At 55.1% G+C, this 25450-nt stretch carries 24 protein-coding genes; 11 read left to right on the top strand and 13 right to left on the bottom strand.

The features are described from left to right. Positions 1–23 precede the first annotated feature (23 nt). Positions 24–830 carry an isoprenyl transferase gene (locus CPAR_RS08945; RefSeq protein ID WP_012502992.1) on the bottom strand — a complete coding sequence of 269 codons (807 nt, stop codon included), beginning with the start codon at positions 828–830 and terminating at the stop codon, positions 24–26. 253 nt (positions 831–1083) lie between these two features. Between CPAR_RS08945 and gatA the strand changes: the two genes are divergently transcribed. The 3 genes from gatA (at position 1084) to CPAR_RS08930 (ending at position 4703) form a co-directional block, all read left to right on the top strand. Continuing rightward, positions 1084–2529 (top strand): Asp-tRNA(Asn)/Glu-tRNA(Gln) amidotransferase subunit GatA, encoded by a 1446-nt coding sequence (gatA, locus tag CPAR_RS08940; protein WP_012502991.1) that lies wholly within the window; start codon positions 1084–1086, stop codon positions 2527–2529. Positions 2530–2565: 36 nt separating this feature from the next. Next, complete coding sequence (sucD, locus tag CPAR_RS08935; protein ID WP_012502990.1) at positions 2566–3468, top strand: succinate--CoA ligase subunit alpha; 903 nt, start codon at positions 2566–2568, stop codon at positions 3466–3468. A gap of 485 nt (positions 3469–3953) precedes the next feature. Next, positions 3954–4703, top strand: coding sequence for a hypothetical protein (locus tag CPAR_RS08930; protein ID WP_012502989.1), 750 nt, complete (start codon positions 3954–3956; stop codon positions 4701–4703). A gap of 169 nt (positions 4704–4872) precedes the next feature. On the opposite strand, the gene CPAR_RS08925 is transcribed toward CPAR_RS08930, so the two are convergent. Continuing rightward, entirely contained in the window at positions 4873–5772 is a 900-nt protein-coding gene (locus tag CPAR_RS08925) for a KpsF/GutQ family sugar-phosphate isomerase (RefSeq protein WP_012502988.1), read from the bottom strand. Positions 5773–6093: 321 nt separating this feature from the next. Between CPAR_RS08925 and CPAR_RS08920 the strand changes: the two genes are divergently transcribed. The 3 genes from CPAR_RS08920 to CPAR_RS08910 are packed head-to-tail and all read left to right on the top strand — an operon-like array spanning position 6094 to position 8822. Beyond that, a complete protein-coding gene (locus CPAR_RS08920; RefSeq protein ID WP_012502987.1) occupies positions 6094–6444 on the top strand; it encodes a hypothetical protein in 351 nt (116 codons plus the stop codon). 24 nt (positions 6445–6468) lie between these two features. Further along, positions 6469–8010 (top strand): lipopolysaccharide biosynthesis protein, encoded by a 1542-nt coding sequence (locus CPAR_RS08915; RefSeq protein WP_012502986.1) that lies wholly within the window; start codon positions 6469–6471, stop codon positions 8008–8010. Next, positions 8007–8822 (top strand): nitrilase-related carbon-nitrogen hydrolase, encoded by an 816-nt coding sequence (locus tag CPAR_RS08910; RefSeq protein WP_012502985.1) that lies wholly within the window; start codon positions 8007–8009, stop codon positions 8820–8822. The genes CPAR_RS08915 and CPAR_RS08910 overlap by 4 nt, the downstream gene beginning before the upstream one ends. Before the next feature lie 12 nt (positions 8823–8834). Here the strand turns inward: CPAR_RS08910 and CPAR_RS08905 are convergent, their stop codons facing one another. From CPAR_RS08905 to CPAR_RS08885, 5 genes are all read right to left on the bottom strand, one after another. Next, entirely contained in the window at positions 8835–9671 is an 837-nt protein-coding gene (locus CPAR_RS08905) for a DUF4405 domain-containing protein (RefSeq protein ID WP_012502984.1), read from the bottom strand. Between the two features lie 20 nt (positions 9672–9691). Continuing rightward, positions 9692–10243 (bottom strand): Spy/CpxP family protein refolding chaperone, encoded by a 552-nt coding sequence (locus CPAR_RS08900; RefSeq protein WP_012502983.1) that lies wholly within the window; start codon positions 10241–10243, stop codon positions 9692–9694. 104 nt (positions 10244–10347) lie between these two features. Beyond that, positions 10348–10698 (bottom strand): hypothetical protein, encoded by a 351-nt coding sequence (locus CPAR_RS08895; protein ID WP_012502982.1) that lies wholly within the window; start codon positions 10696–10698, stop codon positions 10348–10350. 97 nt (positions 10699–10795) lie between these two features. Further along, complete coding sequence (locus tag CPAR_RS08890; protein ID WP_232203959.1) at positions 10796–11290, bottom strand: RNA polymerase sigma factor; 495 nt, start codon at positions 11288–11290, stop codon at positions 10796–10798. A 234-nt stretch (positions 11291–11524) separates the two neighbouring features. After that, entirely contained in the window at positions 11525–12907 is a 1383-nt protein-coding gene (locus CPAR_RS08885) for a phosphoglucomutase/phosphomannomutase family protein (RefSeq protein WP_012502980.1), read from the bottom strand. 111 nt (positions 12908–13018) lie between these two features. Here CPAR_RS08885 and lpxB point away from each other — a divergent pair, with 111 nt between their 5' ends. Together lpxB and CPAR_RS08875 are read left to right on the top strand one after the other, a co-directional pair. Next, positions 13019–14185 carry a lipid-A-disaccharide synthase gene (gene lpxB, locus CPAR_RS08880; RefSeq protein ID WP_012502979.1) on the top strand — a complete coding sequence of 389 codons (1167 nt, stop codon included), beginning with the start codon at positions 13019–13021 and terminating at the stop codon, positions 14183–14185. Positions 14186–14197: 12 nt separating this feature from the next. Then, a complete protein-coding gene (locus CPAR_RS08875; RefSeq protein ID WP_012502978.1) occupies positions 14198–14491 on the top strand; it encodes a hypothetical protein in 294 nt (97 codons plus the stop codon). Positions 14492–14514: 23 nt separating this feature from the next. On the opposite strand, the gene CPAR_RS08870 is transcribed toward CPAR_RS08875, so the two are convergent. The 4 genes from CPAR_RS08870 to ychF form a co-directional block, all read right to left on the bottom strand. Beyond that, on the bottom strand, positions 14515–16491 hold the full coding sequence (locus tag CPAR_RS08870) for an FAD-dependent oxidoreductase (RefSeq protein WP_041466350.1): 1977 nt from the start codon (positions 16489–16491) through the stop codon (positions 14515–14517). Between the two features lie 25 nt (positions 16492–16516). Next, a complete protein-coding gene (locus CPAR_RS08865) occupies positions 16517–17515 on the bottom strand; it encodes a 4-hydroxy-3-methylbut-2-enyl diphosphate reductase (RefSeq protein ID WP_012502976.1) in 999 nt (332 codons plus the stop codon). A gap of 299 nt (positions 17516–17814) precedes the next feature. After that, positions 17815–18633 carry a glutamate racemase gene (gene murI, locus CPAR_RS08860; protein ID WP_012502975.1) on the bottom strand — a complete coding sequence of 273 codons (819 nt, stop codon included), beginning with the start codon at positions 18631–18633 and terminating at the stop codon, positions 17815–17817. A gap of 6 nt (positions 18634–18639) precedes the next feature. After that, positions 18640–19731 (bottom strand): redox-regulated ATPase YchF, encoded by a 1092-nt coding sequence (gene ychF, locus CPAR_RS08855; protein ID WP_012502974.1) that lies wholly within the window; start codon positions 19729–19731, stop codon positions 18640–18642. A 128-nt stretch (positions 19732–19859) separates the two neighbouring features. Between ychF and cmk the strand changes: the two genes are divergently transcribed. Continuing rightward, positions 19860–20570: a (d)CMP kinase gene (gene cmk, locus CPAR_RS08850; protein WP_012502973.1), complete on the top strand. Its 711-nt coding sequence runs from the start codon at positions 19860–19862 to the stop codon at positions 20568–20570. A gap of 120 nt (positions 20571–20690) precedes the next feature. Next, entirely contained in the window at positions 20691–22442 is a 1752-nt protein-coding gene (gene rpsA, locus CPAR_RS08845) for a 30S ribosomal protein S1 (protein ID WP_012502972.1), read from the top strand. 112 nt (positions 22443–22554) lie between these two features. Here the strand turns inward: rpsA and era are convergent, their stop codons facing one another. Beyond that, a complete protein-coding gene (gene era, locus CPAR_RS08840; protein ID WP_012502971.1) occupies positions 22555–23472 on the bottom strand; it encodes a GTPase Era in 918 nt (305 codons plus the stop codon). A 118-nt stretch (positions 23473–23590) separates the two neighbouring features. On the opposite strand from era, the gene rodA reads away from it, so the two are divergent. Then, positions 23591–24820: a rod shape-determining protein RodA gene (rodA, locus tag CPAR_RS08835; protein ID WP_012502970.1), complete on the top strand. Its 1230-nt coding sequence runs from the start codon at positions 23591–23593 to the stop codon at positions 24818–24820. Positions 24821–24929: 109 nt separating this feature from the next. Here the strand turns inward: rodA and CPAR_RS08830 are convergent, their stop codons facing one another. Further along, a complete protein-coding gene (locus CPAR_RS08830; RefSeq protein WP_012502969.1) occupies positions 24930–25376 on the bottom strand; it encodes a hypothetical protein in 447 nt (148 codons plus the stop codon). Positions 25377–25450 lie beyond the last annotated feature (74 nt).

Raw genomic sequence — 25450 nt, 5'->3', positions numbered from 1 at the left:
AAAAACCTGAATGATTCGGTGAGTTAGGCCTGTTTTCTCAAGGTTTCGGCTTTGAGTTGTTCGCTTGTCTGGCCAAAGCGCCTTTCCCGGTTCTGATACTCCCGGAGTGCGTCGTAGAGCTTGTCGCGTCGGAAATCGGGCCAGTACGTCTCCGTGAAAAAGATTTCAGAATAGGCGATTTGCCAAAGCATGAAATTGCTGATGCGGAACTCTCCGCTGGTTCGGATCAGAAGCTCCGGATCCGGGAGCGAAGCCGTTGACAAGTTCGCGGCAAAAAGGTTTTCGTCGATCTGCTCGGGGGCGATCGTTCCGTTCGCCACCTGTTCGGCAATGGTGCGGCAGGCGTTGGTGATGTCCCACTTGCCGCTGTAGCTCAAGGCGATGGTCAGGGTCAGCTCATGGTTGTTTCTGGTCTGCTCTATCGTTTCTTCGAGCGTTTTCCGTACGGTGCTGCTGACCAGATTCAAATCGCCAATGACCTCGAGCCTGATATTATTTTCGCAAAGCTGGGGGGTCTCTTTTTTGAGCACCTTGATCAGCAGCTTCATCAGGGCTGAAATTTCAGGTTTCGGCCTCCGCCAGTTTTCGATAGAAAAAGTGAAAAGCGTCAGGGCACTGATGCCGAGCTGGGAGCATGCTTCGACGATATCCTGAACCGAATCAACGCCAGCGATATGTCCTTCGATGCGCGACTTGCCTTTCTGTTTGGCCCACCGGCCGTTTCCATCCATGATGATCCCGATGTGCCGTGGAAATACGCATGTAGATTTCAGCTCATCCTGCAGCAGGGCGTCTTCAGGATCGATCGTTGATTTGAACCACTGGGGCATGTAACTAGATGAAAAACGAGAGGTTAACGCTTTTGTTCGGAAGTTGAGCTTTCCAATCTGAACCGTTCATAGGTGACTGTACCCGCAATATCCATGAAATTGAATTATAGACAGTAATTTATTATTATACAAACTTCATGGCGGCAGAGCTCCGTGCTCTTCCGGCCTGCAGCGCCTTCGTTGACGCAGGGGTTGTTAGTCCCGCCGTATCATGCAGATGAACGATCTTCAATCTAATCCAGCCTGAATAGACGTGCAGTTTCGCCGATATGAGGACCTCAGGTCCAAGCTGCTCTCCCGTGAGCTGACCTGCGAGCAGGTTATTTCTGAATATTTACAGCGTATCGATTCCAAAAAGGACGATAATATTTTTACCGCGGTGTTTCATGAAGCGGCGCTCGAACGTGCGCGTGAACTAGATGCCAAGCTTGAGCGGGGGGAGGAGCCCGGCGTGCTGTTTGGTATGCCGATTGCCATCAAGGACAACATCTCCATGAAGGGCGCGCCGCTGAGCTGCGCTTCGAAGATTCTCGACGGTTACGAGAGCGTTTACGACGCCACCGCCATCGAGCGGATGGTTGCCGAGGATGCCATTTTCGTCGGTCGCACCAACATGGACGAGTTCGCGATGGGCAGTTCTAACGAGAACTCTGCCATTGGCCCGGTGCCTAATCCCTTCGACAAAACCCGCGTGCCTGGCGGCAGCTCCGGTGGTTCTGCGGCAGCCGTTGCCAACGATCTCTGCATGGTGGCGCTCGGTTCGGATACCGGCGGTTCGGTTCGCCAGCCGGGTGGTTTCTGCAACGTCGTGGGGCTCAAGCCGACCTATGGCCGCATTTCGCGTTACGGGCTTGTGGCCTTTGCTTCGTCGTTCGATCAGATCGGCGTGCTTGCCGCCAACTGCGACGATGCGGCGCTCGTGCTCGGCGTCATTGCCGGGCAGGACGATCGCGACGCAACCTCGTCGCACCACGAGGTGCCCGATTACGAGTCCACGATGGATCACGTCTCCCTCGAAGGCCTGCGCGTCGGTGTGCCCTCGGCCTTTTTCCCGGAGAACCTCAACGCCGATGTGGCCGGAGTGGTCAAGGCAGGGCTGAAGAAGCTCGAGGATGCCGGTGCTGAGCTGGTCGAGATCGAGCTTCCCGAAAGCGATTACGCTATTGCGGCCTACTACATTCTCGTGACTGCCGAGGCCTCCTCGAACCTCGCCCGGTTCGACGGCGCGCGTTACGGCTACCGTTCGCCGGACTCGCCCGATCTGTCAAGCATGTACGTCAACTCGCGCACCGAAGGGTTCGGCGCGGAGGTCAAGCGCCGCATTATGCTGGGCACCTACGTGCTGTCAGCGGGTTATTACGATACCTACTACAAAAAAGCACAGCAGGTGCGTCGGGTCTTCCAGGAAAAGTACCGCGAGGCGTTCGAGAAGGTCGATGTCATCGCCGGACCGACCTCGCCCTTCCCGCCGTTCGGTATCGGCGACAAGATGGACAATCCGCTTGAAATGTACCTGGCCGACGTCTTCACCGTCCCGGCCAGCATCGTCGGCATGCCGGCGGTCAGCGTGCCGGTCGGATTCGACAGCCTCGGTCTGCCGGTAGGCGTTCATCTCATCTGTAACTTTTTCGAAGAGGGCAAGATGCTCGGGATTGCACGCAATCTCCAGGCACTCTGCCAGACAGCTCCGTCGAACTGACGGCTATTTTATAACACCACAAACGATTATGAGCTTATGAGCGTACTGGTCAATAAAGATACCCGTCTGGTCGTGCAGGGAATTACCGGCGGCGAGGGTACCTTCCACACCTCGCAGATTCTCGAATACGGCACCAACGTTGTGGCAGGCGTCACTCCCGGCAAGGGCGGTATTCTCTATAACGGCAACGAGAAAGACCAATTCTGCCGTCCGGTTCCGGTGTTCGACACCGTCCGTGAAGCTGTCGAGAAGGCCGAAGCCAACGCCACGGTCATCTTCGTGCCTGCCGCATTTGCTGCAGACGCCATCATGGAGGCTGCCGACGCTGGCCTTAAGGTGATCATCTGCATCACCGAAGGCATTCCGGTTAACGACATGATGAAAGCCTACAGCTTCGTGCAGGAGAAGGGCGCGGTGCTGGTTGGCCCGAACTGCCCCGGCGTTATCACCCCCGGCGAAGCCAAAGTCGGCATCATGCCGGGCTTCATCCACAAGAAAGGCTCCATCGGCGTCGTGTCGCGCAGTGGCACCCTGACCTACGAAGCGGTGCACCAGCTTACCGAGGTAGGTCTCGGACAGTCCACCTGTATCGGCATCGGCGGTGACCCGATCATTGGCACCCGCTTCATCGACGCGGTCAAGATGTTCGCCAAGGATGACGACACCGAAGGTCTCATTATGATCGGTGAAATTGGTGGCAGCGCTGAAGAAGAGGCCGCCGAGTACATCAAGAAATATTTCAAGAAACCGGTCGTCGGCTTCATCGCAGGCCGTACCGCTCCTCCCGGACGCCGCATGGGCCATGCAGGCGCGATCGTTTCAGGCGGCAAAGGTACCGCCGAAGAGAAGATCAAGGCAATGGAAGCCGCAGGAATCAAGGTGGTCGAAAACCCCGCCGACATCGGCCAAGCCATGCTCAAAGCGCTTGGAAAAGCCTGAAAGTAGGGCAAGAAGATTTACGCAGAAAAAGGCTGCTTCGGAGTAACACCGGGGCAGCCTTTTTTGCGTTGGGGGAGACTTGTTGGAGCGCCTGTATTGTGCTATTTGCTGATGGAGTATCTATATTGAGGTTGATGTTGAAGACGAATGAAAGAAGGTTTTGATTTCAAGGATAATGAGTTTAAAACTTGAGAAAATGGAGAAATGACCATGAACCGTTCAGAAATTCTTGAGCGTATAAAGCTATATAAATAGGAAAATTCAGAAAAGTACGGGATCGGTGTTCTCGGGCTTTTTTTCTCATATTAAAGCGGATTTAGAAAGGCAATTGAAGAAGCCCTGTCGATATTGTGTGTAAAAGGGAAAAATGAGTTCCTATTTGAAAAAACGAATAGAAAGAGATGCCGAATATGTATCAGAAGGAGTTAGTATATGAAAAAAAACGGCCAGATAATTTATTGCAAAAATAATTTTTAGGGAAGTTTATGAAAATCGTTTTTGATTCAAACGTTTGGGAAAAGGTAGTCGATTCGGAGGCAGAGCCGTATCGAACGATAAATATGAAGATTCGAGGAAATTTGCTTGTTCCGTTTATTTGTGAGGCGGCCATTTCACTTGAGCAGATCCCAAAAATGCATCGAGCAGGTTTTTTTAAAACATACAAGCCGAAGTTCGAGTTTAAAGATACACAGTCTGTTGATAATAGAGTATGTACAGAATTTAGTATTTCGCCAAACAATGAACTGCATCCTGGTTTGCCAGAAGTATTAATTTCCAAACTTGCTCTCGCACAGAGATTAGGTTTTAAGGTTATACATATGAATCGATTTGGAACAGTAAGGACAAACGAAATTCCGAAAGATATGTACGTGCAGTTTGATGAAAATGGTGGATTTTGGCGGCGTGCCGAACTGTTCAGTGAGTGTGTAAAATTTATAGAAAAAATGGGAGGAGGGCAATCAAAATACAGTCGTTTTAAACAAGAGTTCGGTTTGTCTGATGGAACGTTACAAATTCCAGAAAATAAACGTAACGCATTTATAAAAGCTATTGCAGAGTGGTCAGATGGCGATTCCATAGCAGCATGTTACTCCATGGGGATTCATCTTTTTTGTACAGATGATCGTGGCCAAAATGCCGGTTGTTCATCTGTGTTTTTTCCGGACAATATCAAGAAAATTTCAGAGAGGTTTGAAGTCGAGGTGATTTCAAGTGCGCGTGCAGCAGAGCTTTAACAGAGCTTCAAAGTTGTTCTTGCTGAGAGGGCTTTATGTGGTGAGGTTTTCTCGATCGACTAAAATGTTGTTTCGTTGCAACACAGGCAAATTGGACGCCAAGTATTGCAAGGGCAGACGGGGAGTATGATAGTAAGCTTGCTGTCCTTTTCCGTTCCACTTCTTCCCCTTACAACCCCAGCGTCACCAGATCGTGGATGTGCACGATTCCCACCGGGCGTTGCTCTTCATCGCAGACCATGAGTTGGGTGATTCGCCAGGTTTCGAGGAGTTCAAGGCACTTTTTGGCCATTAATTCGGCTGAGACGGTTTTCGGGTTGGGGGTCATGACTTCCGCCGCTGTCTTGTCGAGGAACGATTCGCCGGTCTGCACCAGACGCCGCAGGTCGCCGTCGGTGAAGATACCGATCAGCTTTCCCTCCGCATCCACTACGCCGCTGACGCCGTAGCGTTTGGAGGTGATTTCGAGGATGAGGTCTGAGACCGTCGCATCCTCCGAAACTAACGGGAGTGCGTCTCCGGTGGCCATGACGTCGCCGACCCGCATGGTCAATTGCTTTCCGAGTGAACCCTTGGGATGGGTGAGGGCGAACTCCAGGTCGGTGAAGTTCTTCTTTTTCATCAAGCAGATCGCCAGCGCGTCGCCCATTGCGAGCATGGCGGTGGTCGAGGTGGTCGGCGCGAGGTCGTACGGGCAGGCTTCCTGTTCGACGCCGGTGTCGAGCACAACGTGGGCGTTCATGGCCAGGTACGAGCGGGTGTTGCCGGTGAAGGCGATGATGGTGGCATTGCGTTCCCTGAGCGCCGGGATGATGAAGTTCAGCTCTTCGGTCATGCCGCTTTTGGAGAGGCAGATGATCGTGTCGCCTTCACAGACCACGCCGAGGTCGCCGTGGGCCGCTTCAGCGGGGTGCATGAACACTGCCGTCGTACCGGTGGAAGAGAGCGTGGCGGCGATCTTCTGGCCGATGATGCCCGATTTGCCCATGCCCGAAATGATGATTTTGCCCTTGCTCTCAAGCATCAGGTCGACCGCTTTTGCAAAGCTTTCGTCAAGCCGCTCGCTCATTGCGCGTAGGGCTTCAGCCTCCTGCAGAAGAATCGTTTTTCCTTCCTGTACCGTTGACCTTGGTTCACTCATGATGCTCGTGTTGGGTTCGGCGGTGCAATGGGCTGGCTGCTGCCGGGCTCAGAACACTGTTGAGAAACGCCTTTTTGAGGACGCTCGAAATTGAAAGATTCATTATCAGGAAAATTCATGTTATTTTCAAACACCGGATGAACACGCCGGGGTGTTCACTGCAGAATCGGTTCTCCGATTGACGATGCGGTGCGCTTTTCGATGTTCATACCAACCATAACCTGTCGCTAATTACAAGCTGTTCTCATTATGAGCTGGATTCTTCTTCTCGGTTTTGCATTGTCTGTCTTTTTTATGCTGGTCTATTTTCTCGCCCGCTTCGTCAATCATATGAAGGAGGAGCAGAATCTCCAGATCGAGACGTTCAAGGATGGTCTGATCGACAAGGACAATCCGGTCGGTCTGTCCGGAAAAGAACTTGAAGATCTCAAACAGCAGCAGGCCGAAGCGCAGAAGCATCTGCGTGAGGTGATCTCCAAGATTCCCGTTGTCCAGAAAGACGGCAAGTTCCAGGTCGATATGGATGCTGTCAAGAAGCAGAAAGAGCAGGCTGCCGCCACCAACGGTTCGACCGGGCCTCAAACCCAGAAGAACGACTGATCCACTTTTCGGGACCCTCAACGGATGTTCTCCAAGCTCAAGCTTCTTGCCAAGGACACGGTCATTTACGGGTCGAGCACTATTCTGGCTCGCAGTCTGAACTACATTCTCGTTCCGCTTTACGCCAACAAGCTCTCCACCTTCGATAATGGCATCCAGGCGGTGATCTACGCGAACATCGCCTTGGCGAACGTCATTTTCGCGTATGGTCTCGAAACCTCGTACCTGAAAGTCGCTTCCGACGCGATCAAGCGTAACGAGGACGAGCGGCGCTATTTTTCGACAGCTCTGGTGAGCCTGCTGGTCACCTCGACGGTGTTCGCGCTCCTGATTGCGCTGTTTGCTGGGCCGATCGCCACGATGCTCGGGCTTGCTGCGCGCGATGGGATTTTCGTGCGTTACGCGGCGCTGATCCTCTGGATTGATACGATGCTTGTGGTGCCGTTTGCCGAGCTGCGCTTGAAGCGCAAGGCCGTGCAGTTCGCCTTGGCGCGCATCGTCGGGGTTGTGGCGGTGGTGGCCAGCGCGTTCGTGCTGATTCTGTCGCTTAATGCGGGGTTGCACGGCGTGTTCATTGCGCAGGCGTTCGGTTCGGCGGTTAGTTTGCTGATGCTTCTGCCGGTACTGCGGAGCCTGAAGCCGGTGTTTTCATCGGGTATTCTCAAGGAGATGCTGCGTATCGGCTTACCCTACGTTCCGACGGGTATTGCCGGCCTGCTCATTCATCTGATCGACCGCAACCTGCTTGTCCGCATTCCGCAGTCAGACGTAACGCGGCTCTATGGCCATGGCTTTCAGGCGGAGGATGTGGTGGGTATTTACGGGCGCGTTGCGGCGTTCGGGGTTGTGCTGCAGCTTGTGGTTCAGGTGTTCCGGTTCGCCTGGCAGCCCTTTTTCCTGCAACATGCTGACGACCCCGAGGCGAAGCGCCTGTTCCGCCAGGTGCTCAATTTATCGGTGATCGCTTCGATTGTGCTGGCCGTCGCGGCCACGGTGTTCGTGCCCGACATCGTCCACTACCACTACGGTGGTCGGTTGTATCTCCTGCCTCCGAATTACTGGATCGGCCTGTCGATTCTGCCCTGGATTTTTTTCAGCTACGTGTTCGATATGATTTCGACCAACCTCTCCGCCGGACTGCTGATTACGGGCAATACCAAATATCTGCCCATCGTGACCTTCGCCGGTGCGGCGGTGACAACCGTTTCCTGCTGGCTCCTGATTCCGGTGAGCGGCATGGATGGCGCGGCTATCGCTATCCTTGCTGGTACGATGGTGATGAGCCTTTTCATGATCTACTATTCTCTCCGGGTCTATCCCGTGCGCTATGACTGGGGCCGCCTTGCCCTGCTGCTTGGCGCGGGACTACTGTTTGCCGGGTATCAGGGTGATGTCTTGCTCTGGCTTGAAGGTTTCGGCTTTCCGGGCTCTTTGGCGCTCGTGGTGAAGCTGTTCATCGTGCTCTGCTATCTTGGCCTCGGCGTTCTGATTTTCAGGAGCGAGGCCATGTCTGTCGCCCGGATGGTGCGGGCAAGATTTGGTTCATCCGGAGGTGGCCGCTCATGATTCGTCTGGCTACGGTTCAGTTCACGCCCCGGCTCGGCGAGCCCGAGGCGAATCTCGAAGCGATCGGCAGATTACTTGAGCCGATACAGGCTGATGTGGTTGTGCTGCCCGAGCTGTGCACCAGCGGCTATTTCTTTGTGTCCCGGGAGCAGCTTGTGCCTTATGCCGAAGCGCCGGATGGCCGGGCCAGTAGCTTTTTCAGCAGGCTTGCGGCTGAAAAGCGGGCAATTATTGTGGCGGGCATAGCTGAAAATGCGGGTGATCGCTTCTACAATTCGGTGTTTGTTTTTCGTCCCGATGGTTCAGCGCCGCTCATCTATCGCAAGTCGCATCTGTTTTACAAGGAGCGGTTCGTGTTCGAACCCGGCGATACCGGCTTTCCGGTTATTCGCGACGAGCGGCTCGATCTCTCCATCGGCATCATGCTCTGCTACGACTGGCGCTTTCCCGAAGTGAGCCGCGTGCTGGCGCTTGATGGGGCCGACCTGATCGCCTGCCCGTCGAATCTGGTGACCGATGCCTGGAGAAAGGTGATGCCTGCCCGTGCCATCGAGAACAAGGTCTACGTAGCTGTGGCGAACCGTTGTGGTACTGAAACGAGAGGTGAGGAGACGTTGCTGTTCAAGGGGTGTTCAGCGGTCTATGATCCGTGGGGAGAAGCGGTTGCGCTTGCCGAAGCGGATGGTGATCGGGTGATGGTGTCGGAGATCGATCCCCGAATCTGCCGCGACAAGAGCTTCAATGAGTTCAATGATATCTTCGCCGACCGGCGACCGGAGCTGTATGGCGCGCTCTGCCGTCCCCGGCGTTGAGCGCGCTTGCTGTTACCGTTTTTCTGCCATCCGGCCAATTCTGTCGACCAGTTCCGACGGCTCGATGCCGTTGCTGGTGGCGATATCACGGATGGTTTCCTCCGATGAGGCTTCGATGCCCTGCTGCTTCAGTGCCTGTTGCAGCGCCAGCGGTGTGACGCCGATGGTTTCGGCTGCTTCGCTGAGGGTTTTTCGGCCCCATCCGCTTCCGGGGAGTCCTCCTGACGGCTTGCCTTCCATGATGATTCCGTACAGTTTCTGCACCTCCATGCCGTTGTTCTCGGCAATCTCTTGCAGCGTCTGGCTGGTGCTTTGCACCTTCAAACCAGCGTTACGGAGCTTTTCGACCATCTGCTCTGCCGGTGTGCCGACCTGCGGCAGGGCGGCAAGTTCGTCAAGCGGCATCGTTTCGGCATGGGGCACCGGCGGGCCTCCGGATTTGTATTCCCAGGAAGCTGAAAGCTTGTCGCCAAACGCGATGAGCTGCTCGAATGGCGGCCAATGCCAGAGAGTTCCGACGCCGAACAGCACGAAGAGCATCAGCGAGGCTGCAAGCTCCGCCGGGTGGCTCAATCCCTTGCTTGCCTTACTTTTCAGGTAGGTAAAGAAGGCCTTCCAGTTGAGCACAAAAAGATGAAAAATCGACAGGATGATGAAAGCCGCGGCGAAAACCACATGCTGATTTTCCCACCCTTTTTTGGTCAGGCCGAGAATGTTCCAGTCAGTCCAGTTCGCTACCCGGCCGGGAGGCGAAAGGTAGAGTATGATACCCGAGAGCGTCATGACAATGAAGCTGAGCGTGAGGCTTACGCTGACAAAGGCTCTCCATTTAAAAGCTTTGCTGGTCATGATGGTGTCCGGTTGCTGCGTTAAGGGTTTTGTGGCGGTGGGCCAAATGGCTTCATTTCCCGAGGATCGTCATGAGAATGTCTCTGTCGCCATGAAGACATTTTCTGGTACCGTAGATGGTAGATGTTGCCGAGCATTTTTTCCAGCGAATCGCGCTGTGACGGGGTGCAGAGTTCAGCCAGTTCATGGAAATGGTTTGCCAGATTGTTTTCAATCCAGGCCTGGCGCTGCCCAATGCTGTCGGCAAGAGCTGCAAGCTTCTGTTTGTCAGGCGTTGGCTTGACCGACTCGGAAATCAGCGCCTTTTTCAGCTCCACGATTTTGCGGACGGCCGGCATGGTTTTGCGGAAATGCTCCTGCCGGAGCTTCATGAACTCGGTTTTCTGCTGTTCGGTGAGGTTGAGCTCGACGCGGGGCGACCTGCCGCCGCTGTAATAACGGGTGACCTCAACAGTCTGATAGCTGCTGGAGACGAAATTCTGCCACCAGATGACCCCCATCAAGGTAAGGTTCAGGATGACAAGGATAACCAGCGAGGTGGTGATGAAGCGCTTTGAAGAGAGAAAATCCATCGGTGTCCATAAAAAAATTAGAAAACATCGTCTCAGAAAAGGCTTTCAGGAGATGACTGGAGAACGTCTTCCGCTACTATTCCTGATCGCCTTTTCCTGTTCGTTCAGCGGCCTAGTGCCGATTGGTCGTCGTAATAGGAGAGCGCCGGGCTTCCATAGTCTTCGCTGAAGCTGTCTGCAAGAGTACTCGAACTGCTTGTGGCAGGCTGAGGTGCTTCGTTCATGAACAGGAGCATGCCCGATGCGATATTCAGCATGAGCAGCAGGGTCAGAAAAGCCACTTTCGGGCTGAATGCGGCGTTTGCCGTTATGCCGCCACGGCTTGCAGGCTCCATTGAATCAATGCGCTGCATCAGCTGCGCTCTGAATCGGGCGCTTGCCTCCACCTGCGGAATCCTGTCCAGCAGTTCCAGCGTCTTCGAGACTTCCGCTTCGATTTGTTCTTTTCTGTTCATGGTTCTGCTCCGTTTCATTTCATGCTATTCGACGTCAACGTTTGCAAAATCTTGTATGCTTTCTCTTGCTTCTGTTTCCCGCCGCAGGACGTGTCCGTTATTGTTCCGACCGGAATTCCTTTTCCAGGCGGGTCTGAAGATTTTTTTTCGCCCGGTGAATCAGTGATTCCACTGCCGGTACGGTAGTCTGGAGAATGTCGGCGATCTCCTGATTGCCGTAGCCGTCATACTTGCTCAGGAGGAACGCCGTTTTCTGATTATCCGGAAGCGAATCGAGCGCATTCCGGAGCTTGTCGGCCCGTTCATTGCCGACGAGCACATCGGCGGGATTGTCACTGCCGGGAGCTGGAAGCGATTCGGCCGGATCATCGATGCCGATAATTCGTTTCAGCGAACTGAAACGCTTTTTGCGCTTCTGGCGGCGAAGGTGATCGAGCGATTTGGTAACGGCAATTCGGTAAATCCAGGTGGATAGTTTCGACTCTTCCCGAAACTTGTCAAGCGAGCGGTTAACTTCGATAAAGACTTCCTGAGCCAGATCTTCGGCATCTTCCCGATTGAAGACGAACCGGTAACAGGTATTGATGACCATCTCCTGATGTTCGGCGACAAGATCGCTGAAAAAGCGTTCCCGGGATGTGTTGGCCGTCTGCTCCAAGTGATAACTGTTAATGCGCCTCGAAAATTGCTTTGAGGTCGATGGAGCTGCCACCGGCCTGGCGCTGAAGCATCCGTAAAATCATCGGATGCCTCAGCGTGTTGTCAAATGTACGAAACAAACCTGACGTTTTTATATGACGTTAAACTCTCGCTGCTCTTGCGCCTTTTAAGAGAGTTTTGATGCGAACGCGAGCACTTTTTCCACTTTTTCGGTGGAGTCGGCTTCACAATAGATTCTGAGGATCGGTTCGGTGCCCGACGGTCTGATCAGCAGCCATCCGCCTTCGAAATGGTATTTGTAGCCGTCCAGATCATTGAAGCCCGTTACCGCGTATCCAGCGATGCTTTTCAGTTTGCCTCCAGTTGCTGCGGAGATGATGGCGTTTTTCTTCTCTTCAGCCACATGCAGGTCCAGACGGTTGTAGCTGAAAAATCCGAATTCATCATACAGCTCTTCGACCAGGCCGGTGAGTGTTTTCTGGCGGAGCGCCATGATTTCGAGAATCAATAGGCCGATGTATACGCCGTCGCGCTCGGGCAGGAAGGAGGTGATGCCAATGCCGCCCGACTCTTCGCCGCCGATAAGGATGTCGTTGGTGGTCATGAGGCGGCTGACATGCTTGAAGCCGACCGGCAGCAGGTGCATCTTCAGGTCGTGCTTCTGGCAGAGTTTGTCGATAACATCGGTCAGGGCGAAGGTTTTGGCCACCTCACCGCGCTGGCCCTTTTGCTCGACCAGATATTTCAGGATGATGGCGAATAGTTTGTGAGAATCGACGAATTCGCCCTTCTCATCGAGCATGCCCACGCGGTCGGCATCGCCGTCATTGACGATGGCTACGTCGGTTTCGACCTCCTTGAAAAACTCCACGAAGTCACCGATGTACTTCGGAATCGGCTCGGGATTGATGCCGTTGAAGCCGGGGTTGATCGAACAGTGGTAACAGTTGACCATCGACTCGTCGAGCAGCCGGGTGATCATATCCTGACCGGCGCCAAACATGCCGTTATGGGCGATTTTAAGGCCTGAGTTCCGGATGATTTTCAGGTCGAGTTTCGATTTGAGATAGCTGACGTAGTACGACTTGATGTCAGTCATGGCGATCAGATTCGGTGCAGGGGTTACATCCGCCTGCGGGTCAACCGTGAGCAGGTTCTGTTCGATCTGGTCGATAACCTCCGGATTGGCCGGACCGCCGAACGATGCCTTGATCTTGAAGCCGTTGTATTGTGGCGGGTTGTGCGATGCGGTGATCATGACGCCGCCGGCAAGTCGCTTGTCCCTCGTGTAGAGCGACACGGCTGGAGTTGAAACGAAGCTGTCGGCCAGAAAGACCTTCAGGCCCATCGACGAGAGCACTTCGGCAGTGTATTGTGCAAACTCTTTCGACATGAAGCGGGTATCGTACCCGACGCAAACGCCATTTGACTTGTCTGGGTGCGAGAGGAAGTAGGCGCCGGAAGCGAGGGCCGCCAGTTTGAGATTGTCGTAAGTGTATTCTTTGGCTATAATTGCCCGCCAACCGTCGGTTCCGAATTTGACTTGCATTCTGTTATGGATTTGATATAATTGTTTTGACTGGCCGGCGCTTCGTCACGTGCATTCACCACTCCTCTGCCGGTGAGGTAACTTGTTTTGTAAAATACGCTTTCCTGTTTGATGATGCAATTTCAGCAGCCGACGTGCGGCAAGACCCTGTTCGTTCTTGCCGGAGAGGTTTCCGGCGATCTGCACGCTGCCGGGCCTGTCCGAATGCTGCTCGAGCAGGCTCCCGATACGAAGGTTTTCGGGGTGGGTGGTCGCAAGCTTGCCGAGCTTGGCGCTGAGCTGCTCTACACCACCGACGAGATGAGCATCATGGGCTTCGTGGAGGTGCTCAAACAGGCGCCATTTCTGCGCAAGGTTATCCGTGAGCTCAAAGCGGCGATCGTGCGCGAAAAGCCCGATGCGGCTTTGCTGGTGGACTATCCCGGTATGAACCTGCACCTGGCAGCCTTTTTGAAAAAGCAGGGTATTCCTGTGATTTACTACATCTCCCCGCAGGTTTGGGCGTGGAAAGAGCGGCGGGTTGAAAAGATTCGCGCGTACGTCGATAGGCTGCTGGTAATTTTCAACTTTGAGGTGGAGTTCTTCCGCCGCCATGGCATCGAGGCGGAGTTCGTCGGCAATCCGGTGGTCGAGGAGCTGGCTGAGATGGAGTTTCCGCCAAAGCCGCAGTTTCTGGAAAAGATGGGCATCGATCCCGACGCCCGCATCATCGGGCTGCTGCCGGGCAGCCGCCGTCAGGAGATCGAGAAGATTTTTCCGGAGATGCTCGGTGCGGCGAAGCTGATTCAGGAAAAGGCCAAGACCGTGTTTCTGCTCGGCAAGTCGTCGCATATCGATCCTGCTCTCTACGAACGGCACATCCGCGATGCAGGCGTCGAACCGTTCGACTGCACATCGTACGAGGTGATGCAGTACAGCGATCTGGAGCTGGTGACCTCCGGTACGGCAACGCTTGAATCGCTCTGCTTTGCGGTGCCGATGGTGGTGCTCTACAAGACCTCTCCGCTGAACTACTTTATCGGCAAGCGGCTGGTCAAGCTTAACAATATCGCGCTGGCCAATATCGTTTCGTGCGGATTGCTGTCGGAAAAGCAGGCGGTGCCGGAGCTGATTCAGCACGAGGCAAACGCTGAAAATATCAGCCGAAAGGCTCTTGATATTCTCTGCAACGAACCGGTTGCCTCGGCGATGAGGCGCGAGCTTCAGGAGGCACGTGCGCGGCTCTCTTCGGATTCACCCTCACGTCATGTGGCCGCCGTACTGCTTGAATATCTTTGAACGAGGTGAACTATGATTGACATTATCAATTACCTGACCGCTCATCCGGTGGTGCTCGGCATTGCAGTAATCATTTCGCTGATGATTGTGCTGTGGTTTGCCAAGCGGATGTTGCGCGTTTTGCTTGTGCTGGTTGCACTTGGCATTCTTTATGTTGCCTGGGTAAGCTGGAATGGTGGCGATCCTGCTGAAAAAGCTCGCCGGGCAGGGGAGTCGGTCAAAGAAGCTGTTGACCAGAGGGGAGGCGCAATGAGGGCTTTCGACTGGCTGTTCAAGCAAGACGAAAGCCCGCAAAACGGCGAGTGAATAAGCTGCAAAAGTCTGTGAGGTCAGCGTGAGCGTCCGCGCCCGCTGATGGCTCCGGTCGGGCAGTGCTCGACCAGCTCTTCCTGAATGGTTGCCACGTCTCCTGAAATCGACTCCATCGTGCGGATGCAGACGCCGCAATCAACGCACTTTTCCCGCTCGAACCGTATGTTGCCCGACCTGTCGATGCTGAAGTACTCGTGGGTCTCTTCGACTACCGGAGTGGTCACGCCGAATGCCGTGGCCAGATTGCGCAGGCGGCAATCGTCAACCGCCTGACAGCGACAGCGCAGGCAGCGTTTGGCCTCCTCTCGCGCCTGTTCCGGGTCGTATCCTGTTACCGCCTCCTCGAAGCTCCGGCGTCTCGACTCCGCCTCCAGCTCCGGCACGGCAATACGCGCCGCAGGTCTCGCCCGGTCGTAGAACTGGTGCGGGGCCTTGTCTCGCGCTCCGTAGGTTGAGTTGAACATTGCCGTTCCTGTCGCTGCCGGATCGCCGCCGTTCAGGAAGCGGTCGATCGCCTCTGCGGCCAGTCGGCCCTGCCGGACGGCTTCGATAGCCAGATCGGGGCCGCTGACGCAGTCGCCCGCCGCGAAGACACCCGCTGCTTCGGTAAGCATCGATCCACCATTGACTTTGATCGTGCCGTTGCGCTCGGTGCCGATGCCCGATGCGGCTTCTGTCGGAAGGTCAACCTGCTGGCCGGTGGCTGAGATGACCGTGTCGGCCTGGAGCGTGAACTCCGACCCCGCGACCGGAACCGGACGGCGGCGGCCACTTGCGTCCGGCTCGCCGAGTTGCATTTCGACCGCCGTGACGACGAGTCCATCTGCTCCTTTTTCAATCGCGACCGGCGCGGCGAGCAGGCGAAGCTCGACTCCTTCGGCAATCGCTTCCTCGATTTCAAGACGGTTGGCGGGCATCTCCTCGCGTCCGCGACGGTAGAGAATCGTCACCGCTTCCGCGCCGAGGCGCAGGGCGGTGCGTGCCGCGTCGATGGCCGTGTTGCCGCCGCCGATGACGATCACCGACTTGCCGGGCGCGGTGGCGGTTCCGTCCGCAACGTCGGCGAGGAAATCGATGCCGCTCTGCACGCCGTCAAGCTCTTCGCCCGGAATGCCGAGCTTCGAGGCCTGGCTTGCGCCGATGGTGAGCAGTACGGCGTCATGCTCTTTCTGCAATCCGGCCAGTCCAGCGTCCTTGCCGAACATGGTCGAGAAGCGGAAGGTCGCTCCCATCTTCACGAGCGGCTCGACATCGGCGTCGATCACCGCTTCGGGCAGGCGGAATTTCGGGATGCCGTAGCGCATCATGCCACCCGCTTTTTCGTTCGCATCCAAAATCGTCACCTCATGCCCGCCGAGCAGCAGGAACCACGCGGCGGTCAGGCCCGCTGGACCCGCGCCGACGATGGCCACGCGCTTGCCGGAGGCCGGTTCGCGCTCCGGCAGTTCCGAGCCTTCCGTCATCTCCTGGTCGGCGGCGAAGCGTTTGAGGGCGCAGATCGAGACCGGCTCGTCAACGCCGTGGCGGCGGCACGCCTCTTCGCACGGGGCGGGGCAGACGCGCCCGAGAATGCCAGGCAGCGGGATCGTGCGGCGAATGATTTCGAGCGCTTCGCGGTCGTTGCCTTTGGCGATGGCCGAGACGAATCCGGGAATGTCGCAACCTGCCGGGCAGGCGAGTTCGCACGGCGCGAGACAGTCGCCGCAGTGCTGGGCCAGCAGCCGTTCGAGGCTCTGGCGGCGCATCGCGTCAAGCTCGGCGTTGCGCGTTTCGACCACCATCCCTTCGCTTACCTTCGTGCTGCACGACGGGATGAAGCGGTTCTTGCCTTTCAGTTCCACGATGCAGATCCAGCACGAGCCGGTCGCTTCGATCTCTTTGTGGAAGCAGAGCGTCGGGATGCGGATGCCGTTTTCGCGAGCCGCTTCGAGGATGGTCTGTCCCGGAGCCGCCTGCACGCTGCGGCCATCGATAATGAGGTTGACAGGTTTCATGGTCGGTATCATTTCATGGTTGCGTTCATGCGTCCGGGTTGCCGGAGTCATCGCCGAAGGTTTTGCCGATGTAGTTGGCCACCTTTTCGAGCAGCCACATGGGGGTCGAGGTCGCGCCGCAGATGCCCACGCTCTCGACCGGCTTGCCGTTTTCGCCGACGAACCACTCCGGCTGGATTTCATCGACATCCTCGATGAAGTAGCTGTGCGGATTGGCGTCTTTGCAGATCGAGTAGAGCACCTGTCCGTTCGAGCTTTTGCGACCCGCCGCAAAGACGATGCAGTCGTTCGCGAGCGCGAAATCGCGCAGCTTACCGTTGCGGCTCGAAACCTGCCGGCAGATGGTGTCCTTATAGACAAGCTCCGGCATGGCGCGACCGCCGGTTTTTTCGGAGGTGATATCGATGTCGCGCACGGCCATCCACTCGCCGCTCTTCGTGCCAGGATTGCGGTGACCGTGTTCGGCGAAAAGCTTTTCGAGGTTTTTCTTCAGCTCGTAAAAGCCGGGTACATCCATCGTGGTCTGGGAGATCAACGCGGTCTTGCGGCCCAGGTCGAGCGGCGCGATTTCCGCCTCATCGGACAGGTCGGGGTGTTTGATGACGACGCCTTCGTCGTTGCACTGGCCGTTGATGCCGATCACCTCCGGGTGAATTTTTTTGCCGTAGATGATGACCTGATAGCCGAGCTGGTGCAGCATTTTGGCGGTTTTCTGCAACTTCGCTACCACCGGGCAGGTCGTGTCGGTGATTGCGAGGTTGTTGCGGCGTGCGGTTTCGTAGGTCGAAGGCGGTTCGCCGTGGGCGCGGATCAGCACCTCGGCGTCGCGCAGTTCTTCAAACGCCGGAATGTCGATGGTCTCCATGCCGAGCGCTTCGAGCCGCTTGACCTCCACCTCGTTGTGCACCACATCGCCGAGGCAGTACAGCTCGCCCGACTGGTTGAGCTTCTCTTCGGCAACATGAATCGTGCCCTGCACGCCGATGCAGAAGCCGGATGATGTTCTGTCAAGATTTATTTTCACTGGACTTCTCCGGAATGGTAAGGCCGTCGCCTTTCAAGGTTCAGATTTTGCCGGAAAAGATACAATTAAAATGGGAAAGATAATGAGGTGGGGAGGAGTTGATAATTGACAATTGATAGTTGATAATGGGAGAGGGGAAGTTGAAGGACGATGGATTTTTGGAGCGTCGTGGGATTTCGTAGGGGCAGTTCGTGAACTGTCCCTACGAATTAACAGCGCATCGCGGATTTTCGGGACAGGGCATTCCGACAAGTCGGGATTGCCCCCTAAAATTATCAATTATGCATTATCAATTGCCCCTACATTCCGACCAGTTCGACGTCGGGGAGTTCGGTGCCCATGAAGAGGCGGTAGAGCTCGCGGAATTTCTGGGGGAGGTCGCTGACCATGAGGTGGGGCAGCGTTGTTGCGGAGCTTTGATTCAGCAGGCCGTGCTTCGAGAGGAGCTCTTTTGCTTTGCTGGCGACCGCTTCGGCGGAGTCGATGATGGTGATCTGTGGCCCGGCGATGCTTTCGATGACCTTGCGGAGAATCGGGTAGTGGGTGCAGCCAAGCACGAGCGTGTCGATCTCTTTGCCGGTGAAAGCCGAGAGGTACTCTTCAGCGACAAGCCGGGTGGCGGGGTGGTCGATGAAGCCCTCTTCGGCGAGCGGCACGAACAGAGGACAAGCTTTCGGAGTGACTTCAAGCGCGTCGTTCTCCTCGCGGATGGCGCAGGAGTAAGCGTTCGAGCCGATGGTGGCCTGGGTACCGATGACGCCGATGCGCCCCGATTTCGTCCGGTGCGCGGCAAGCTCCGCCCCAGCCTTCAGCACGCCGATGACCAGAATGTCGCCAGCGGTCTGTTCGACCACATCGAGCGCCAGCGCCGAGACGGTGTTGCAGGCCACGATGATGAGCTTCGGCTGGTGTTTCATCAAGAGCTCGGTGTCCTCGCGGGCGTACTTGCGGATCGTCACCTGCGACTTTGTGCCATACGGTACGCGCGCCGTGTCGCCGAAATAGAGCAGCCGCTCGGAAGGCAGCGCAGCCTGCACGGCCTTGAGCACGGTCAGGCCGCCGATGCCCGAGTCGAAAATGCCGATCGGGCTGCAGGATGAGAGCTTGTGCTGCGACATGGCTGCTTACACGTTGAACCTGAAGACGATGACGTCCCCGTCTTTCACGATATACTCCTTGCCTTCGGAGCGCATTTTGCCGGCCTCTTTTGCCTTCTGCTCAGAGCCGAGAGAAATCAGGTCATCGTACGCGATCACTTCCGCCCTGATGAAGCCCTTCTCGAAATCAGTGTGGATGGCTGCGGCAGCTTCCGGAGCAGCAGCGCCCTTGCGGATCGTCCATGCGTGAACCTCCTTGACGCCCGCCGTGAAGTAGTTGTGCAGGCCAAGCAGGTCGTAGGCTTCGCGGATGAGGCGGTCGAGGCCCGACATCTCAAGGCCGAGGCTTTCGAGGAACTCCGGGCGCTCCTCTTCGGGAAGCTCGGCTATGTCGGCTTCCGCCTTTGCGCTGATGACCAGCATGTTCGCGCCGTTGGCTGCCGCGATTTCGGCCACCTTCGCTGAATAGTCGTTGCCCTCCGGCAGGTCGTTTTCGGCGACGTTTGCCGCATAGAGAATCGGCTTGGAGGTCAAAAGGAAAAACTGGCGGGCCTGCTCGCGCTCCTCGTCAGTCTCTGTGATGCGGCGCACCGGAACGCCGTCGCCGAGTCCGGCGATGATCTTTTCAGCCAGATCGACCAGCGGCAGCAGCTCTTTCTCCTTGCGGGCGTTCTTGCGCAGCTTGTCCATGCGTTTCTCCATGCTGTCCAGATCGGCCAGCATCAGCTCGGTTTCGATGGTGGCGATGTCGTCCACCGGATCGATTTTGCCTTCGACGTGCACGATGTCCGAATCCTCGAAACAGCGCACCACGTGGATGATCGCATCGACTTCGCGGATGTGCGACAGGAACTGGTTGCCGAGTCCTTCGCCCTTGCTGGCCCCCTTGACCAGACCGGCAATATCGACGATTTCGAGCACCGCCGGAACGATCACCGGCGTCTTGACGACGCTGGCCAGTTCACCGAGGCGCTTGTCGGGTACCAGCACGGTGCCGACGTTGGGTTCGATGGTGCAGAATGGGTAGTTGGCGGCTTCGGCCTGTTTGGCCGTAATGGCATTGAACAGCGTCGATTTGCCGACATTGGGCAGACCGACAATGCCGCAGCGAAGTGACATGGGCGGAGCGTGTTGATTGACGAATAACGAAAGGAACCGCAGTTAATGACGGTTTTAACATGTAATCAATCTGTTTGGAAAAAGCAAATAAATTTTTTACAATTACAGGCTCAGTCAAAATGTGTTGAATGAGGAGAAGTCCTATCGAAAAGAAACCGATCATCGTCGCCATAGACGGCCCGGCAGCATCCGGTAAAAGCACGACCGCCAAAATTCTTGCGGGAAGGCTCGGATACACCTACATCGATACCGGAGCCATGTACCGCTCGGTCACCCTCAAGGTGATTCGCGAGGGGTTGCTCGACGAGATTCGGAAAGATGAGACTCGCATTGCCGAACTGCTCCGGACGATCACGATCGGCTTCCAGGGCGAACGGGTTTTGCTTGACGGCGAGGATGTCTCCGAAGCGATCAGGGAGAACCGGGTCAGCCGTGAGGTCAGTTTCATCAGCTCTCTCAAGCCGGTTCGTGACAAACTCCGCGAGCTTCAGCAGGAGATGGGCCGGAAACGCGGCATCGTCATGGACGGACGCGACATTGGCACCGTCATTTTCCCCGACGCTGAGCTGAAAATTTTTCTTATCGCCGATCCGGCGGAGCGCGCCAAACGGCGTCATGCCGAGCTTCTGCTCAAGGCTGGCGGCGCGGCAGTTCCCTCTGTCGATGAGCTTGAAGAAGAGATCAAGCAGCGCGATCGCGATGATGAGCAGCGCACCCACGCGCCGCTCAAACGTCATCCCGATGCGGTTCTGCTCGATACTTCGAACATGACCATCGACGAACAGGTCAACGTCGTGTACGATCTGGTCAATAAAATTGTGGAGCAGCAGAGCCTGTGATGGCCTGTTGCCTTTGAATGTGAACAGTGTTCTTTCGTGTCATAACTCATAACCATAAAAACCGGCAGCCGAAATCTCTCGCGGCTGACGGCAAATCATCAGAGAGGAAGGAAAACATTAATGTCAGAAACAACAACGCTGGAAACGCCGAAGCCGAAAGTGCCGGGCAGAAAAAAAGTCAAGATCTTCGCTCACTACGAACCAGCCGAGCTTGAGCAGATGGAGTCGCTCTACACGAGCACCCTTTCGGAGATCAGTGAAGAGGAAATCGTCAAAGGTAGAATCGTTTCGATTTCCAACAAAGATGTCACCATCGACGTTGGCTTCAAGTCTGAAGGCATCGTTTCGCTTCTCGAGTTCCGTGATGAGGACGAAATCAAGGAAGGTGACGAGGTTGAAGTGTACCTCGAAAACCTCGAAGACAAGATGGGTCAGCTTATCCTTTCCAAAAGGAAAGCCGATGTGCTTCGCATCTGGGACAAGATTTACGATTCAATCGAGAACGATACCATCATCAACGGCAAGATCATCAACCGCGTCAAGGGCGGCATGACGGTCTCTCTGTCGGGTGTCGAGGCCTTCTTGCCCGGTTCGCAGATTGACGTCAAGCCGGTTCGCGACTTCGATGCCCTGGTCGGCAAGACCATGGACTTCAGGGTCGTCAAGATCAACCCGGTCACCCAGAACATCGTCGTCAGCCACAAGGTCATCCTCGAAGAGGAGTATGCGGCCAAGCGTGAGGAGATGCTTGCCAACATCAAGGTCGGCATGGTTCTCGAAGGCACCGTCAAGAACATTACCGACTTCGGTATCTTCGTCGATCTCGGCGGTCTGGACGGTCTTGTTCACATCACCGACATCACCTGGGGCAGGATCAACCATCCTTCCGAGGTGGTCGAGCTCGACCAGCCGATCAAGGTTGTGGTCGTTGGCTTCGACGAGAACACCAAGCGTGTCTCTCTCGGCATGAAGCAGCTCGAAGCCCATCCGTGGGAAAACATCGAAATCAAATATCCGGTTGGCATCAAGGCAACGGGCCGCGTTGTTTCCATCACCGATTACGGCGCTTTTGTCGAGATCGAGAAGGGCATCGAGGGTCTGGTTCACATTTCCGAGATGAGCTGGACGCAGCATATCAAGCACCCGAGCCAGTTCGTGTCGCTCAATCAGGATGTCGAGGTCGTGATCCTCAACATCGACAAGGAGCACACCAAGCTGTCGCTCTCGATGAAGCGCGTCATGGAAGATCCGTGGATCGCTCTGTCCGAAAAATATATCGAGGGTTCGCTGCACAAGGGTACGGTCAGCAACATCACTGATTTCGGTGTGTTCGTTGAGCTGGAGCCCGGTGTCGACGGTCTGGTGCACATCTCCGACCTGTCGTGGACCAAGAAGATCCGCCACCCCAGCGAGCTGGTCAAGAAGGGCCAGGAGCTTGAGGTCAAGGTGCTCAAATTCGACGTCAACGCACGTCGCATCGCTCTCGGCCACAAGCAGATCAACAACGATCCGTGGGGTGAGTTCGAGCAGAAGTATGCCGTCGGCGCTGAATGCACCGGTGCTATTTCGCAGATCATCGAGAAGGGCGTTATCGTGCTTCTCCCCGGCGAAGTCGATGGCTTCGTGCCGGTGTCGCACCTCTTGCAGGGCGGCGTGAAAGACATTCACTCCTCCTTCAAGGTTGGCGATGAACTGCCGCTCCGCGTCATTGAATTCGACAAGGAGAACAAGCGCATCATTCTCTCGGCTCTTGAGTATTTCAAAGACAAGAGCAAAGAGGAGATCGAGGCTTATCTCCAGGCGCATCCGAACGAAAAGAAAGAGATCGACGCTGCCAGCGCCGAGCTGGAGCCGCAGCCGAAAGGCCGCTGATTTTCCCTACGTTTGTTACAGCCATAGCTGGAAAAACCCCTTCCTTTTGTGAAGGGGTTTTTCCGTTTATAGCAAAAAAGGGTGTTATCTCTTCGTTCTCCGCTACTTTGTTTCAGTAGCCGTAGCTTTTGAGCAGGTTCTTTTTCTTTCGCCAGTCGGGACGGATCTTGACAAAGATCTCAAGGAAGACGGGACGGTCGAGCAGCTCTTCGATCTCTTTGCGGGCCGCCTGGCCGAGTTTTTTGATGGCCGCACCTTTCTGACCGATGATGATCTGCTTCTGGCTGTTGCGTTCGACGATAATGGAGCAGCGGATCAGATCCTTTTTACTCGGGTCGTTTTCATGTTGCTCTTTGAACTCGTCGATAACCACTTCGGTCGAGTAGGGGATTTCACGGCCGAACTGCAGAAAGATTTTTTCGCGGATGATTTCGCCGACAAAGAACCGTTCGGGTTCGGTGCTCAGGATGTCGTCCGGCCAGATCGGCTCGTCAAGCGGGAGTAGCGGCCTGAGCAGGTCGATCAGCTCCTGTATGTTGCTGCCGGTGAGCGCTGACAAAGCCGGGACGGCTATGGGGTGGTAGCGCTCCATGATTTCGTTCTGCACTTGGTGGACGGTCTCTTCTGGAACAAGATCGGCCTTGTTCAAGGCGATCACGAAGGGTTTGTCCGCCGGACGCACCCATTGCTCGATCAGCTCGTCGGCAAACGCTCTGTCGAATGGCTCCTCTCCTTTCTGTAAGGGGATAAGGGCCACGATGACATCCGTGTCACGCAGTGACCGCCGGGTGATTTCCAGCATCGATTCGTGCAGGCTTTGCTTCGGGTCCATGATGCCGGGCGTGTCGAGAATGATGATCTGGCTCCGGTCGTCGTGGTAGATTCCGGTGATTTTTTTTCTTGTAGTTTGCGGTTTTGGGGTGACAATCGATAGCTTGTGATCCAGCAGGCGATTCAGCAGGGTCGATTTTCCGGCATTCGGTGCGCCGACGAACGTTGCATGGCCGCAGGAGAATGGTGGTGGCTGCACTGATGTTGCTCCCGTTCTGTGATATTTTTTTGCCGAAACTTTCCTGATGGTTGTTCCGGCGGGGAAGAATTTATATTCCCAAGATAACCATGATTTACCTCCTCTTCATCGATACCTGATGGAAAAGAATAACAATCTCGATCAATTGTGGCTGTTGCTTCCCATGACCGGCCTGGTCATCATGGGTCTGATGGCTGTTTTCAGCGCTACGAACGGAACGGCCGAATCGGTCACCCTTTTTTATCGGCAGTTGACGTGGGCTATTGCCGGCTATGCCGTTGTTGCGGCCTTCTCGTATATCGATTACCGTATCATCAAAGACAATGCCTACCTGATTTACGCTCTCGGAATCATTCTGTTGGTTGCCGTGCTGGTTTTCGGGCGAAAGGTTGCCGGAGCGACCAGTTGGGTGCGGTTCGGTATGTTCAGCTTCCAGCCCTCCGAGTTGACCAAGATGATAACCATCATCGCCATGGCGAGGTTTCTTTCCGATGACCAGACCGATATCAGCAATAAGTCTGATTTGGCGAAAGTGCTTGCTATCGCGCTTGTGCCTGCCGGACTGGTGTTGCTTCAGCCCGATACCGGCACGGCGCTGACCTGCCTTTCGTTTATTATTCCGATGATTGTGCTTGCCGGGTTTAACCTCTATTATATCGTGGTGGCTGTTGTCCCGGTTGCGCTGATGCTATCCGGTTTTTTCAACCTGACCATTCTTTTTATACTTGCCGCCGTTTCCATACTGTTGTTGATCGTGGTTGGAAAGCGTTTCTCTTTTCATCAGTTGATCGTTGTCGGCGGGGGTATGTTGAGCGGCTTGTTGACCTGGAAGTTTACGAGTATGATTCTCAAGCCACATCAGATCAAGAGGATACAGATTTTTCTCGACCCGTCTGCTGATCCGCAGGGCGCAGGCTATAATGCACTTCAGGCAAAGATAGCGATCGCTTCCGGCGGATTGTTCGGCAAAGGGTTTCTTCAGGGCACGCAGACTCAGCTTCGGTACATACCTGCCCAGTGGACTGATTTCATTTTTTGTGTTGTTGCCGAAGAGCTGGGGCTTGTTGGCTCGACATTGCTTCTTCTGTTTTTTCTGACCCTTGTTTTGCGCATGGTCTGGATGGTGAAAGCAATCAAAAACCGGTTTGTCGAACTGATGCTTGTCGGCTATGCTTCATTGCTGATGACTCATGTGGTGATTAACATCGGCATGACGATAGGGGTTATGCCGGTTATTGGCGTACCTTTGCCGTTTATTTCCTATGGAGGATCCTCTCTTGTTGCGAATATGATGATGGTTGGTATCGCTATGAATTTCGCAAAAAACCGGAGGAATATCGGTTATTGAATCGTTATGCAGGGGCTTACTATAACGAAACAAGGCCGTCTTTTTCATTGACGGCCTTGTTTCTGGATAGGTAAGGAGGAGTTCTGTTCTCGCGCCTTGAACGGGAAGATCAGCGTTTGATCTGATAAAGGAAGCGTTTGCCGCCTTCGCCTACGGGAATACGCTCGATTTCAGGATCCTGGCTGCCATACTTGTTGAACCAGAGGCTGACTGCGGTGCCTTTGGTCTGCAATGCGGCAGCGATTTCACGAGGCTTGAATGCCTTGTCCGGATTTGCCTGAAGGAGGTTTTTGATTGCAATGCCGAGTTTTCCGCGCCCGAATTTGGCGGTTCCGGTGGTTTTCGGAGCAGCCGTACCTTCTATTTTCGAGAGGTTGTTTTCGAGCTTTTTGATGATCGTATTCAGTTCGTCTTCGAAGGGCTGAATTGTTTCTTCGAACTGACGCCTCATCTCAGCAATTTTTTCTTTGAGTTCGTTTTTTTCCCTGTTCAGCGCCTTGAATTCATCGACATTCGCAATGTAAAGATCAAACTTGTCTGGTGATTCTGTTTTCATGGTACTAATGTTTTCTGTTTGCTGTTTTTTCGAGTCATCAGGTTTTTGGTATTATCTGAGCACGTTTTAAATAT

It is taken from the genome of Chlorobaculum parvum NCIB 8327, from assembly GCF_000020505.1.
Taxonomy (GTDB): Bacteria; Bacteroidota; Chlorobiia; order Chlorobiales; family Chlorobiaceae; genus Chlorobaculum; species Chlorobaculum parvum_A.
The sequence above is the reverse complement of the archived record's forward strand: the minus strand, read 5'-3'. Positions and strand labels throughout refer to the sequence as shown.